A 13,281-nucleotide genomic window follows, 5' to 3' on the forward strand; every position below is an offset into this window, starting at 1 on the left:
AGCGGGTGCCGCGGACCACCATCCGTGCCGACAGCCCCGACCTGCGCCCGGACCTGGTCGAGCGCGACTTCACCGCGACGGCCCCGAACCGGTTGTGGGTCGCCGACATCACCTACATCTAGACGCATTCCGGTTGGGTGTATGCCTCGTTCGTCTTGGACGCGTTCTCCCGGAGGATCGTGGGTTGGCAGCTGTCACGTCATCTCTACACCGATCTCGCCCTAGACGCACTCAACATGGGGATCTGGATCAGGGAACGCAGCGGTGCAGATCTGTCGCGGTTAACGCATCATTCGGACCGCGGTGTCCAATACGTTGCCATTCGCTACACTGAGCGGCTCGGCGAAGCTGGTGTCGTCGCTTCCGTCGGGTCGGTCGGCGATTCCTATGATAACGCGATGGCGGAGGCATTCAACTCGTTGTTCAAGGCCGAATTGATCCGCAACAAGGGGCCGTGGGCGGGGATCAGCGACCTTGAACTCGCGGTCGCCGAGTACGTCGACTGGTACAACCACCGCCGACTACACGGCGAACTCGGCTTCGTCCCGCCGGTCGAGTACGAGATCCATAACGCCACCACCACGACCGCCCGGCAGCCCGCCGGAGCATGAGAACTCAGCCTCTACCAAACCCGGCACTTGACACTTCGGCCTGCACGAGCTCCCGGTGACCTGGACCTGACACCAGTGATCACGGATCGGGAAGCCACGCGGCCATATGTGACCGGGCGGCTTCCGGATCGGTGATCAGCGGTCGTCGTGGCTTGACCATGCCGTTACGGCACGGCGTTTCATCGGGGGTATGGAGCAACCTGGACCGACCCCGCCCGCCCACGAGCCGCCGGCGGGGGTGTCGACGACCGGCGTCTGGAACGGTCTCGGCTACCGCGCCGACGCGCAGTGGATCGTGCTGCGTCAGGAGGAGAAGCCCGCGGCGGAGATCTTCACGGTCTCCTACGTCGCGGAGGACCGGGGCGAGCGGCCGGTGACGTTCGTGTTCGGCGGCGGGCCCGGTGGCGCGTCGGCGTACCTGCACCTGGGCGTCGTCGGGCCGCGGCGCATCGCCTTCCCCGGGGACGGGACCATGCCCTCCCCGCCCGCGCGCCTGGTCGACAACCCGGAGTCGTGGCTGGCGTTCACCGACCTCGTCGTCGTCGACGCGGTGGACACCGGCTTCAGCCGCAGCGCACCGGGCGCCGAGCCCACCTCGTACTACGGCACCGAGCGTGATCTCGACGCGCTGGTCGAGGTCATCACTCGGTGGCTGGGGGACAACGGCCGGTGGCACTCGCCCGTGCTGGTCGCGGGGGAGAGCTACGGCGGTTACCGCGCGGCCCGGCTGATCCGCCGCCTGCAGGAGAACGCCGGGATCGGCGTGTCCGGGTCGATCCTGATCTCCCCCGCGCTGGAGTTCGCGGGTCTGTCCACCATCGGGCTGGAGCTCGGTGACTACGACGTGCTGCCGTGGGTCGACACGCTGCCCACGATGGCGCTGGCCGCCGCCCACCACGGACGCTCGGACACCCCGCCGTCCGAGATCCGCCGCGCCGCCGAGGAGTTCGCCGCCGGCGAGTTCGCGACGTTCCTCGTCCGCGGTGCCGCGACGGACCCTGCGGACCGGCAGTGGGTGTTCGAGCGCCACGCCGCCCTGACCGGACTCGACGTCGAGGACGTCGCCCGGGCCGAGGGACGGATCCGCATCACCCGGTTCACCCGCGACCTGATCCGCGCGGACCGGCTGGCCCTCGGGATCTACGACGCCACGGTCACCACCACGGACCCGTACCCCGACCGCGAGCTGTACATGGGCGCCGACCCGACCCTGACCGGCATCGCCGCGGCGTTCGGTGCCGGCATCAACCAGTACCTGCGGGGTGAGCTCGGGGTGCGGACCGAGCGGACGTACACGCTGCTCGACCCCACGGTGGTCGCCGCCTGGCAGGACGACACCCGCGCCGTCTACAACCACCCGCCGAAGGGCGCGACCGACGACCTCCGCTACGGGCTCGCCCTCAACCCGGGCGTCCGCGCGATCATCACGCACGGCCACCACGACCTCGTGACCCCGTACCACGCCGGTGACCGGTTGCGGAACCAGATGCGGCTGACCCCGGGGGTGGCCTCCCGCCTGACCGCGCAGCACTTCGACGGCGGGCACATGTTCTACCTGTGGGACGACAGCCGCCGCGCCTTCACCGCCGCGATCACCGATTTCGTGACCGCGGCGACGACCCGCTGAGAGACCCGGTGATCACGGATCGGGAAGGGACCCGGCCACATCCGGCCGTCCTGCTTCCGGATCCGTGATCACCGGCGGGGGCTGGGCGGGGGTGCGGTCGTTCCCCGGACCACCAGGTCCGGGGGGAGGAGGCGGTCCTCGGGGGTGGCGGTGGTGTCGTCCAGGCGGGTCGCGACGGCCCGGACGGCGCCGCGGGCGAGTGCGCCGGCGTCCTGGCGGACGGTGGTCAGGTCGACGTGCGCGAGCCGGGCGAGTCGGTCGTCGTTGTAGCCGACCACCGACAGGGTCCTCGGGACGTCCACTCCGGAGCGGCGCAGGGTGTCGAGCAGGCCGAGCGCGCAGCGGTCGTTCGCGGCGACCACCGCGGTCGGCGGGTCCGGTGCGTCGAGCAGGGCGCGTGCCGCGGCGATCCCGGCCTGCTCGTCGTACCCGCCCTCGAGGACGCGGGCCGACGCGCCGAGCCCGTGCGCGGCCATGGCGTCCCGGTAGCCGTCCCGGCGGACCCCGGCGTTCGGGCCGTCGCCGCCGTCGACGTGGGCGACCGCGCGGTGCCCGAGCCCGACGAGGTGGTCGACGGCCTGGCGCAGGCCGACGTCGTCGGCGGTGCGGAGGCTGTCCATCGCCTCGCCGGCGGGCGCTGCGCGGCCGACGAGGGCGACCGTCGTCCGCCCGGCGAGTGCGGTCAGCGCGGTGTCGCCGAGCGTGGGACCGAGCAGGACGAGCGCCTCGCACCGGTGGGCGAGGAGCCCCTCGACGGCGTCGGCCTCCGGGTGGGTCGGGGTGCGCGCGGAGAGCAGGACGTCGTAGCCGAGCCGGGCCGCCTCGTCGTAGATCGACTCGAGCATGTCGGCCTCGTAGGGCTCGCCGACGGTCGTCACGACGCCGACGGTGCGGCTGCGCCCGCGGGCCAGCAGCCGGGCCGCCCCGTCCGGCCGGTAACCGAGCTCCTCGGCCGCGGCGAGCACCCGGGCCCGGGTCCGCTCCGAGGCGCCGGGCCGGTCCCGGAACACGATCGACACCAGGGCGCGGGAGACCCCGGCGCGCGCGGCGACGTCGAGCATCGTCGGACGCCTCGGTGCGGCCACGGGCACCTCCTGGGCCGATCTTTGTCTTGACATAGTTCCGGACGGCCTGGATAGTTCCCGGCCAGGCGCTACTAGCGCGCTCTAGTTCAGCGTAGACGAGGAGGCGACAGCGTGGTCAGCACAGGGCGCATCAGGGTCGGGTCGGCACCCGACTCGTGGGGGGTCTGGTTCGCATCCGACCCCGACCAGACCCCCGCGGACCGGTTCCTCGCCGAGGTCTCGGCGGCCGGCTACGACTGGATCGAGCTCGGTCCGTACGGCTACCTGCCGACCGACCCGGACGAGCTCACCGACCAGCTCGGGAAGCACGGCCTGAAGGTGTCCGCCGGCACCGTCTTCGAGCACCTGCACCGACCGGGCTCCTGGGAGGACGTCTGGAAGCAGGTCACCGACGTCGCCGCCCTGACCCGGGCCACCGGCGGCGGCCACATCATCGTCATCCCGGAGCCGTGGCGCGACCACCGGACCGGCGACGCCCTGGAGAGCCCCGAGCTCGCCCCCGAGCAGTGGCGCAGCCTCACGGACGGCATGAACGAGCTGGGCAGGCGCATCCTCGACGAGTACGGGCTGCACGTGCAGTTCCACAGCCACGCCGACTCGCACGTCGGGTACCAGCGCGACATCGAGCGCTTCCTCGCCGACACCGACCCGGCGTACGTGAACCTGTGCCTCGACACCGGGCACGTCTCGTACTACCGCGGCGACAACCTCGACCTGGTCCGCCGCTACCCCGACCGGATCGGCTACCTGCACCTCAAGCAGGTCGATCCGGCCGTGCTGGATGAGGTAGAGGCCGAGGACCTGACCTTCCCCGAGGCCGTACGACGCGGCGTGATGACGGAGCCGCCGCGCGGCGTGCCCGAGATGGGCCCGCTGCTCGACGCCGTCGCGGGCCTCGGGCGGGACGTGTACGCCATCGTCGAGCAGGACATGTACCCCTGCGCGCCGGACGCCCCGCTGCCGATCGCCCGGCGCACCCACACCTACCTGTCCGGCTGCGGCACCGCGGCCGTCGAGATCGGGAGCCCACGATGAGCGAGGAGCTGCGCGTCGCCGTCGTCGGCGTCGGGAAGATGGGCGCGTTCCACGTCGACTCGCTGTCCCGGCGGGTCCGCGGCGCCCGGGTCACGGTCGTCAGCGACGCCGACGCCGACCGGGCCGCCGAGGTCGCCGCCGTCGCCGGGGCCCGGGTCGAGCCCGATCCCGTCACGGCGATCGGGGCGTCCGACGTGGACGCCGTCGTGCTCGCCAGCCCCGGGGCCGCGCACGAGAAGCAGGTGCTCGCCTGCCTCGACGCGGGGAAACCGGTGCTCTGCGAGAAGCCGCTGACGATGGACGAGCCGAGCGCGCACGCCGTCGTGCGGGCGGAGTCCGCGACCGGACGACGGCTGATCCAGGTCGGCTTCATGCGCCGGTTCGACGCCGAGTACGCCCGCCTGCGCGAGATGGTCACCGGCGGCGAGCTGGGCGACCCGCTGATGCTGCACTGCGTGCACCGCAACCCGGCGGTCCCCGAGCACTTCACCTCGGTGTTCGCGATGGCCGACTCGGTCGTCCACGAGGTCGACTGCACCCGGTTCCTGCTCGGCGAGGAGATCACCGCCGTCACCGTGCTGAAGCCGGCCGCCACGTCGTCGTCGCCAGCGGGGAACGCCGACCCGATGCTCGTGCTCTTCGAGACCGAGTCCGGACGCCTGGTCGACGTCGAGTCGTTCGTCCGGACCGGCGTCGCCTACGAGGTCCGCACCGAGCTGGTCGCCGAGCACGGCATGGCGACGATCGGCCTCGACCAGAACCTGCTGCTGCGGCGCGCCGGCCGCTGGGGCGGGGAGATCGCACCGGACTTCGTCGTCCGGTTCGGCCAGGCCTACGACTCCCAGATGCAGGCCTTCGTCGACGCCGCCGCGCAGGGCACCGTCACCGGGCCCGGCGCCTGGGACGGCTACGCCGCCGTCGCGGTCTGCGCGGCCGGGGTCGAGGCCGTGACCAGCGGGAAACGGGTCGAGGTCCGTCTGGGGGAGCGACTGTGAAGCTCGCGCTCGACCCCCAGATGTTCTACGCGACGCACCCGGTCCAGGAGCTGCCCGACGTCGTCGCGCGGATGGGCTACTGCTGGATGGAGCTCTCCCCGAAGGACGACTTCATCCCGTTCTTCCGCCACCCCCGCGCCGACGACGACGCCGTCGCCTCGCTGCGCAAGCGGGCCGCCGACGCCGGTGTCGGCATCGCCTCGGTGCTGCCGGTGCTGCGCTGGTCCGGCCCGGGCGAGGACGAGCGGCAGGCCGCCGTCCGGGCCTGGAAGCGGGCGATCCGGATGACCGTCGACCTCGGGGTGGACGTCATGAACTCCGAGTTCAACGGCCGCCCGGAGGCGCCGGAGCACGCCGAGAGCCAGTTCCTCCGCTCGCTCGACGAGCTGGCACCGGTGTTCGAGCGGGAGGGTGTCCGGCTGGTGCTCGAACCGCACCCCGACGACTTCGTCGAGGACGGCCACGCCGCGCTGAACCTCGTCCGCGGGCTCAACGCCGACTGGATCGACTTCCTGTACTGCACCCCGCACACCTTCCACCAGGGCGACGACGCCGCCGGGATCATCACCGCAGCCGCGGGGAAGCTGGCCTCCGTGCACCTGGCGGACACCCTGGACCACACGGCGTCGAACGGGTTGCGCTACATCGTCAACCCACCCGGCTCGACGGTGCGGGTGCACCAGCACGCCGAGATCGGCCGCGGCGAGGTCGACTTCGACGAGGTGTTCGCCGCGCTCGCCGCGACCGGCTTCGACGGCGTGCTCTCCAGCTGTGTGTTCGGCTGGGAGGAGCACGCGGAGGAGATCAGCGTGCGGCAGCGGGAGACGATCCTCGCCCTGGTGGACAAGCACTTCGGCGCGGACCGGCGCCCGGCGACCCACGCCTGAGCCTCCGGCGCGGACCACCACCGGTGGGTGATCTCGGTAGCGCTACGCAGGCCGTGGCGGGTGGGGCGGGCCTACGGTCCCCCCATGTCCACCGCACCGCAGACCACGCGACCCGGGACCGGTCCTGTCACGACGGCCCGCGGCGCCCGCCGCGGGATGATCGTGCTGGTCGTCGCCTCGCTGGTGGTGGCGTCGCTGCTCGGCATCGTCGCCCTGCTCACCGGCGAGTTCGGCGAGCTGCAGGGCCGGATCGTGGTCACCACGCTCGTCGTCGCCGCGTTCGGGACGACGGCGCTGTGCCACCTCGCCGTCGTCACCCGGGCGGTGCGGGCGGTCGGCTTCGGCGGGCTCGCGGCGAGTCTCGGGGCAGCGGTCTGTGCGCTGGTGCTGATCTGGCAGGACTGGTCGGGCCCGGGACCGGGGGAGGGCTGGTGGAAGTCGCTCGCCCTGCTGACGATCGCCGCGGTGAGCCTGGCTCACGCGAACCTGCTCCTGCTGCTCGCCGGGCGCCCGCACCCGGCGATCCGGACCGGGTTCGCCGTCACCCTGGCCGCGATCGCCGTGGTCGCGGTGATGCTCGCGATCCCGGTGGTGACCGACGGCGAGATCCCCGGCTCGTCCGACGAGTGGTACTGGCGCTGGTTCGGCGTCGCCGGGATCGTCGACGCGCTCGGCACGATCGCGCTGCCGGTCCTCGGGCTCGTGCTGCGCCGCCCGGAGCCGGTCACGGCACCGGGGGCACCGGCGCCGGAGCCCGCGGGGGAGACGGTGCGACTCGTCCTGGACCTGCCGGCCGATCTCGCGCACCGTCTCGACGACCACGCCGGGGGCGGCTCCCGGGAGAACGCCGCGCTCGACGTCCTGCACCGCGGCCTGCCCACCGGCTGATCAGGGCAGGTCGGGGGCCCGCAGGATCATCCAGCCCAGCACGGCCGCCGCGCTGTCCAGCCGCGCCGTCTCCGCCGCCAGCGCCCGCCGGTAGGCCTCGTCGTCGCCGCGGTGCCGCCACACCCGCTCGGCCGCCTCCCACGCCTGCCCGCGGGTCGCGCGCACGAGCAGGTCGGACAGCGCGTTGCCGAGGCGGTCCAGCAGCCCGCCCTCGGTGGTGCCGGCGAGGAACGCGTCGAAGTCCTCCCGCAGGTCGTCCATCTCCTCGGCGAAGATGTCGTTGACCCGGTCGTAGTCCGCACGCCGGGCGGGGGTCGGGGGGAAGTCCTCCCAGGTGTCCAGCAGCGCGAGCGCGAGATCGTGGTTCACGTGGGCGTTGACGCCGCAGGCCGCGAAGTTGACGTGTCCCACCGAGGGGTCGCGGCGATGGTCGAACAGGACCTTCCAGCACGCGGGGACCGAGCCGTCCCGGCGCTCGTGGGCGTGGATCGCGGCGAAGTAGCGGCGGGCGAACGCGACGTCGAGCCGGGTGAGGAACTCCGGGTCGTCGAACGACCGGCCGGGGTGGGCGCCCTGCAGGGTGGCCAGCACGTTCTCGGTGATGGTCGTGTAGAGCCTGCTGAAGCAGGAGATGCCGTCGATCCGGGGTGCCCGGATGTCCTCGGCGGCGGCGTCGCGGATCGCGCGCAGCGCCTCGACGACCTCCTCGACCGTCTGCACGTCCACGCCGTGCACCGACAGGTTGCTGGCCGACATCCTCGTGGTTCCCCCTTCGCCCGGTTCCTCATCGGACAGATCGTGTGATCGTCGCGCTCCGTTACCGCTCGGGCACGCTGCGGCCGCGCAGCCAGGGCGCCGCGAGCGCGGCGAGCCGGTCGAGCTCCTTGTACCCGGCCACCTCGGGCGGCAGTGTCTCCAGCACCGACGCCAGCCGGTCCCGCCACGCCGGGACGAGCGCGACCCGTCCCAGCGGGAGCAGCCGGATCCCGATGAGGAACAGCAGCGACCCGGTGAGGGGCAGCCGGACGAGGTGCTGCACCTCGGTCCGCAGGTGCAGGTCCCGGCCGGGGTCGAGACCGTCGAGCGCGTCGCGCGCGGGCAGCCACTCCGGGGAGGCGTCGAGGGAGAGGTCGAGCCGGTCGCCGGGCTGCAGACCCCAGTTCAGCCGCCGGTACGCCTCGCCGGGGGCCAGCCGCAGCAGGAACCGCTCGGCGCGCTCGAACACCCCGCCGGGGCCGTTGCCGGGGACCGGGCCGTGCAGTTCGCGGAAGCTCATGCCGGCGTCGAACCCGATCGACCAGACCGACGCGGCCGCGACGGCGCCGGCGTCGAGCCAGAGCCGGTCGTCGCGGGCCCCGAGGACGACGACGTCCTCGGCGAGCAGGCGGGAGGCGAACCGCAGCGGGTGCTCCGGCAGCGTCGATTCGTCGCCGAACACGAACTCCTGGTCGCCGCCGGTCCCGTCGTCGCGGAAGCGGTACCGGTCGCCGTCGCGGGTGAGGGAGCACTCGTCCGGCCGCTCCGCGGCGAGCAGCCCGGTGAGGTGGAGCAGCGCGTCCCAGGAGGCGGCGCGGGCGTGCGGGGCGGCGACGAACCGGGCCGGTTCGCGGTCGAGGACCGCGGTGCGCCCGGCCGCGACCGCCGCCCGGTCGTCACCGGGGTGCAGCACCGTCGCGCCCCAGGACCCGGCCTCGGTGCGGCGCTCCACACCGGCCGGTTCGACGTTGGCGCTGATCCGGTACGTGGGGTGCGGCAGCGGGAACGGGTAGGACGCGACGTCGGCCGGGTAGCTGCTCACAGGTCCAGCTCCAGGGAGTCGCCGCCGGCGCGGGACACGCACGGTGTCATCCGGTGGTCGCGGTCCGCCGGATCGAGGACGGAGTCGCGGTGGTCCACCGCGCCGGCGTGCACCGTGGTGGCGCACTCGCCGCACACCCCCTGCCGGCACATCCGCGGTACCGGGATCCCGGCGCGGTCGAGCGCGTCGAGCAGCGACTCCCGGGCGCCGACGTCGACGGTGCGGCCGCTGCGCCGTAGCACCGCCCGGAACGGGCGGCCCGGCTCCGGGGCGTGGACGAACGCCTCGGCGTGGATCCGCGCGTCCGGCCAGTGCGCGGCCCGGGCGGCGTCCGCGGCGGCGGCGATCAGCCCGGGCGGCCCGCAGACGTGGAGGTGGCTGCCGAACGGTGCCGACCCGAGGAGCCTGCGGAGCGCGACGAGCGCCGCGGCGCGACCGGTCACCGCCTCCAGCCGGTCGCCGCAGACGGCGCGCAGCTCCTCGAGGTGCGGGGCGACGCCCGGCCGGTGCACGAACAGCACGGTGAACCGGTGCCCCCAGAACGCGTGCCAGCGGGCGTGCGAGAGCACCGGCGTCACCCCGATGCCGCCGGCGACGAGCAGGTGGTGCGTCGCGGTCTCGACCGGCCGGAACGTCGCGCGCGGCCGGCTCGCCCGGACCCGGTCCCCGACGGCGAGTGCGTGCATCCACCGGGACCCGCCGTGTCCGTCCGGGCGCAGCGCCACCGCGAGGTGCAGCCGCTCGGGCGCGACCGACGGGCCGGTGAGCGAGTACGGGTTCCACCGGTGCGGCGCCCACCGCACCGCGACGTGGCTGCCCGGCGGGTACGACGGCAGCGGCCCGCCGCCGGCCGGCGCCAGCTCCAGGCTGCGCACTCCCGGGCACGGCGTCCCGAGCGCGGCGACGACGAGATCGAGCGTCACGCGCCGGGCCCCGCGACCCGGGTGCCGGTGGGGACGCCGAGGAACGCGGCGTGCGTGCGGGAGTGGTGGTGGGCGACGACGAGCTCCGAGCGGCAGCCGGGGCAGCCGAGGGCGTCGCCGGGTGCGGTCTCCGAGACGAACCGGGCGTGGCAGTGACCGCAGTGGACGGCCCGGCGCCGGACGCCCTCGACGGCGGCGTCCCCGGTGCCGGTGACGTCGGTCGGCACGAGCAGCAGTTCCTCGTCCAGTGCGCCCCGGGCCAGGGCGGCGGCCCGGACCTCCTGCAGCTCCAGCTCGGGGCCGGTGACGAGGATCCGCCAGCCGGTCGTCACGCCGGCCAGCTCGGTGCCGAGCCGGTCCCCGGTGGCGGCCCCGGGCGCGATCTCCACGAGCCGGTCCTGCGGCCGGACCTCCGGCGCGGGGGCACCGCCCACGGTGACCACCAGGTGCGGCGCCGGGCCGCGGGCCCCGGCGGCGTAGCGGGGCTGGGACGTCTGCTCCGACGGGACGTGCGGTGAGCGCGGTGCGGCACCGGTGCGCGACGGCGGGACGGGAGCGGGCATGACGGTCCTCGGTCGAGGTGGCGGCGGGACCGATCCTAGGCGCGGATCACCGGTCGAGCAGCTGGGCCAGGTGCAGCGCCGGCCGGTCGCGCAGATCGGCGATCTGCGTGCGGCAGGAGAAGCCGTCGGCGAGTACGACGGCGTCGGGGTCCGTGTCGAGTGCGGGGAGCAGGTTCTGTCCGGCCACGGCGACCGACACCTCGTAGTGGCCGCGTTCGACGCCGAAGTTGCCGGCGAGCCCGCAGCATCCGGCCAGGTTCCGGACCCGGGCACCGGTCGAGGCCAGCAGGTCGGCGTCGGGTTTCCAGCCCAGTACGGCGTGGTGGTGGCAGTGGGGCTGGACGACGAGGTCGAGGTCCGACAGGTCCGGCGGGGTCCAGCCGGGGGTCTCGGCGAGCAGCTCGGACAGGGTCCGCACCGCCGAGGCGACGGGTGCGGCGTCCGGGTCGTCGGGCAGCAGCTCGCGGACGTCGGAGCGCAGCACCGCGGTGCACGAGGGCTCGATGCCCACGATGGGGATGCCGGCGCGGGCGTCGTCGGCGAGCGTGGCCACGGTCCGGCGCAGGATCTTCTTGGCCGGGTCGAGCTGCCCGGTGGTGATCCAGGTCAGGCCGCAGCACACGGTGGAGGACGGCAGCCGCGGCTCGTAGCCCGCCGATCGCAGGACGCGGACGGTGGCCTCGGCGACCTCGGGGGAGAAGGCGTCGGAGAACGAGTCGGCGAACAGCACCACCGGGGTCCGGTCGGATGCCGTGGGGCGGAAGAGCCGGCGGAAGGGGCGGCGGGCGAAGGCCGGGACCGAGCGGCGGCCGTCGACACCGGCGAGCCACAGCAGAACCGGGCCGAGGCCGGGCAGGCGTACCGCGGCGTTGGCCAGGCGCGGGGTCCGTCCGGCGATGCGGGCCCAGAACGGCAGCTTGCCGAGGGTGTAGTGCGAGCGTGGGCGCAGCCGCCGGCGGTAGGTCTGGTGGAGCGCCTCGGACTTGTAGGTGGCCATGTCGATGCCGGTCGGGCAGTCCGAGGCGCATCCCTTGCAGGACAGGCACAGATCCAGGGAGTCGTGCACGGCCGGGTCGGACCACGCGAGCTCTCCGCGCACGACCTCCTGCAGGACGCGTGCGCGTCCGCGGGTGGAGTCCTTCTCCTCGCGGGTGGCGAGGTAGGAGGGGCACATGACCCCGCCCGAGGCGGAGTTGTCGGCCCGGCACTTGCCGACACCGGTGCAGCGGTGGACGGCCTGGGCGAGGTCGCCGTCGTCGTGGGGGTAGGCCATCGCCAGGTGTCGTCGGCCCAGCGGGAAGGTTCCGGCGACGCGGACGTCGGCGTCGACCGGGTCGGGGTCGACCAGGACGCCGGGGTTGAGCAGGTTGCCGGGGTCGAAGGCGTGCTTGACGGCGCCGAACAGGGCGATCGCGTCGGCCGAGTACATGTGGGGCAGCAGCTCGGAGCGGGCGCGGCCGTCGCCGTGCTCCCCGGACAGCGAGCCACCGAACTCGCCGACCAGCTGCGCGGCGTCGGTGAGGAAGCGGCGCAGCACGGTGCTGCCGTCGGGCCGGTCGAGGGGCACGTCGAGCCGGACGTGCATGCAACCGTCCCCGAAGTGCCCGAACGGGGCCGAGGTCATGCCGTAGGAGTCGACCAGCTCGTCGAAGCGGGCCAGGTAGCGGCCGAGCTGCTCGGGCGGCACGGCGGCGTCCTCCCACCCGGGCCAGGCGGGCCGGTCGGACGGGGCGCGCCCGGCGAGGCCGGCGCCGTCCTCGCGGATGCGCCACAGCCGGGCCTGGACCGCGGGGTCCTCGACGACGGTGGAGTCGTCGCCGATCCCGTCGGCGGCGAGGCGGCGGGCCCGGTCGAGGACCTCGCCGGGCTCGTGGCCGGCGAGCTCGACGAACAGCCACGCCTTGCCCCGCGGCAGGGGCGGGACGGCGTCGGGGCCGCGGCGGGCGCGCAGGACGTCGAGCAGCCGTGAGTCTAGCCCCTCGCACGAGGTGGGGCCGTGGGCCACGACCGACGGTGCGGCGTGACCGGCGGCGACGATGTCGGAGAAGCCGAGCACCACCACGACCCGCACCGGTGCGTCCTCCACCAGATTCACCGTCGCCCGGGTGATCACCCCGAGGGTGCCCTCGGACCCGACGAGAGCCCGGGTGAGGTCGAAGCGTTCGGGCAGCAGGTGCTGGGCGGCGTAGCCGGAGACCTGCCTGCCGAACCGGTCGAACTCCAGGCGGGCGGTCTGCAGGTGCCGCGAGACCGCGGCCCGGACGCCGGAGACGACGGTCTCCGAGCCGCGGGCGTACGGGACGCCGTCCTCGTAGCCGGTGACCAGACGGTCACCGGCGGCGGTGAGCAGTTCCATGCCGGCGACGTTGTCCGAGGTGCGCCCGTAGGCCAGCGAACGCGACCCGCACGCGTTGTTGCCGATCATCCCGCCGATCGTGCACCGGGGGTGGGTGGAGGGGTCCGGCCCGAACCGGACACCGAACGGGGCGGCGGCACGCTGCAGGACCGCGTGCACCGTGCCGGGCTCGACCACGGCGGTGCGCGAGTCGGGATCGACCGAGAGCACCCGCCCGAGGTGGCGGGAGAAGTCGATGACGATCCCGCGGCCCACGGCGTTGCCCGCCACCGAGGTCCCCGCTCCGCGGGAGGTGACGGGCACCCCGGTCTCGCGCGCCACGGCGAGCACCGCGGCGACCTCGTCGACGTCGCGGGGGCGCACGACCGCCAGCGGCGGGATCCGGTACAGCGAGGCGTCGGAGGCGTACATCCCCCGGGTGGCTGCGTCGGCCCGCACCTCCAGGCCGGCACCCCGCAGCGCCGCCTCGACCCCGTCCGTCCCTGCGCCCGCAAGTAACATGTTACTTCCCAC

At 74.0% G+C, this 13,281-nt stretch carries 11 protein-coding genes and 1 pseudogene; 6 read left to right on the top strand and 6 right to left on the bottom strand.

Annotation, left to right across the window (positions count from 1 at the left end; all coding sequences use genetic code 11):
* Positions 1–134: 134 nt before the first annotated feature.
* Positions 135–611: pseudogene (locus tag Ae150APs1_RS00490) on the top strand (DDE-type integrase/transposase/recombinase); the annotation flags it as partial.
* A gap of 190 nt (positions 612–801) precedes the next feature.
* Positions 802–2,238, top strand: coding sequence for a peptidase S10 (locus Ae150APs1_RS00495; RefSeq protein ID WP_249266158.1), 1,437 nt, complete (start codon positions 802–804; stop codon positions 2,236–2,238).
* A gap of 68 nt (positions 2,239–2,306) precedes the next feature.
* On the opposite strand, the gene Ae150APs1_RS00500 is transcribed toward Ae150APs1_RS00495, so the two are convergent.
* Complete coding sequence (locus tag Ae150APs1_RS00500) at positions 2,307–3,323, bottom strand: LacI family DNA-binding transcriptional regulator (protein ID WP_249266159.1); 1,017 nt, start codon at positions 3,321–3,323, stop codon at positions 2,307–2,309.
* A 111-nt stretch (positions 3,324–3,434) separates the two neighbouring features.
* Here Ae150APs1_RS00500 and Ae150APs1_RS00505 point away from each other — a divergent pair, with 111 nt between their 5' ends.
* The 4 genes from Ae150APs1_RS00505 to Ae150APs1_RS00520 all read left to right on the top strand — a co-directional run bounded on the left by Ae150APs1_RS00505 (position 3,435) and on the right by Ae150APs1_RS00520 (position 7,128).
* Positions 3,435–4,358 carry a sugar phosphate isomerase/epimerase gene (locus tag Ae150APs1_RS00505; RefSeq protein WP_060575868.1) on the top strand — a complete coding sequence of 308 codons (924 nt, stop codon included), beginning with the start codon at positions 3,435–3,437 and terminating at the stop codon, positions 4,356–4,358.
* Entirely contained in the window at positions 4,355–5,353 is a 999-nt protein-coding gene (locus Ae150APs1_RS00510; RefSeq protein ID WP_075295009.1) for a Gfo/Idh/MocA family oxidoreductase, read from the top strand. Before Ae150APs1_RS00505 ends, Ae150APs1_RS00510 begins: the two co-directional genes overlap by 4 nt.
* Positions 5,350–6,240 (top strand): sugar phosphate isomerase/epimerase family protein, encoded by an 891-nt coding sequence (locus Ae150APs1_RS00515; protein ID WP_075295011.1) that lies wholly within the window; start codon positions 5,350–5,352, stop codon positions 6,238–6,240. Before Ae150APs1_RS00510 ends, Ae150APs1_RS00515 begins: the two co-directional genes overlap by 4 nt.
* An 84-nt stretch (positions 6,241–6,324) precedes the next feature.
* On the top strand, positions 6,325–7,128 hold the full coding sequence (locus tag Ae150APs1_RS00520; RefSeq protein ID WP_075295013.1) for a hypothetical protein: 804 nt from the start codon (positions 6,325–6,327) through the stop codon (positions 7,126–7,128).
* On the opposite strand, the gene Ae150APs1_RS00525 is transcribed toward Ae150APs1_RS00520, so the two are convergent.
* From Ae150APs1_RS00525 to Ae150APs1_RS00545, 5 genes are all read right to left on the bottom strand, one after another.
* The gene (locus tag Ae150APs1_RS00525; protein ID WP_075295015.1) at positions 7,129–7,884 is read right to left on the bottom strand and encodes a DUF5995 family protein; all 756 of its coding nucleotides are present in this window, start codon (positions 7,882–7,884) and stop codon (positions 7,129–7,131) included.
* 61 nt (positions 7,885–7,945) lie between these two features.
* A complete protein-coding gene (locus Ae150APs1_RS00530; RefSeq protein ID WP_075295017.1) occupies positions 7,946–8,926 on the bottom strand; it encodes a heme-dependent oxidative N-demethylase subunit alpha family protein in 981 nt (326 codons plus the stop codon).
* Positions 8,923–9,849 carry a PDR/VanB family oxidoreductase gene (locus Ae150APs1_RS00535; protein ID WP_075295019.1) on the bottom strand — a complete coding sequence of 309 codons (927 nt, stop codon included), beginning with the start codon at positions 9,847–9,849 and terminating at the stop codon, positions 8,923–8,925. The genes Ae150APs1_RS00530 and Ae150APs1_RS00535 overlap by 4 nt, the downstream gene beginning before the upstream one ends.
* Complete coding sequence (locus tag Ae150APs1_RS00540) at positions 9,846–10,412, bottom strand: dimethylamine monooxygenase subunit DmmA family protein (protein WP_075295021.1); 567 nt, start codon at positions 10,410–10,412, stop codon at positions 9,846–9,848. The genes Ae150APs1_RS00535 and Ae150APs1_RS00540 overlap by 4 nt, the downstream gene beginning before the upstream one ends.
* 46 nt (positions 10,413–10,458) lie before the next feature.
* Positions 10,459–13,281, bottom strand: coding sequence for an FAD-binding and (Fe-S)-binding domain-containing protein (locus Ae150APs1_RS00545; protein ID WP_249266160.1), 2,823 nt, complete (start codon positions 13,279–13,281; stop codon positions 10,459–10,461).

Origin of the sequence: Pseudonocardia sp. Ae150A_Ps1 (assembly GCF_001932315.1) — a bacterium.
Classification (GTDB): domain Bacteria; phylum Actinomycetota; class Actinomycetes; order Mycobacteriales; family Pseudonocardiaceae; genus Pseudonocardia.

Coding starts and splice junctions, on each gene's coding strand:
- Ae150APs1_RS00495 (WP_249266158.1), top strand. CDS start 802: ATGGAGCAACCTGGACCGACCCCGCCCGCCCACGAGCCGCCGGCGGGG.
- Ae150APs1_RS00510 (WP_075295009.1), top strand. CDS start 4,355: ATGAGCGAGGAGCTGCGCGTCGCCGTCGTCGGCGTCGGGAAGATGGGC.
- Ae150APs1_RS00520 (WP_075295013.1), top strand. CDS start 6,325: ATGTCCACCGCACCGCAGACCACGCGACCCGGGACCGGTCCTGTCACG.
- Ae150APs1_RS00525 (WP_075295015.1), bottom strand. CDS start 7,884: ATGTCGGCCAGCAACCTGTCGGTGCACGGCGTGGACGTGCAGACGGTC.
- Ae150APs1_RS00540 (WP_075295021.1), bottom strand. CDS start 10,412: ATGCCCGCTCCCGTCCCGCCGTCGCGCACCGGTGCCGCACCGCGCTCA.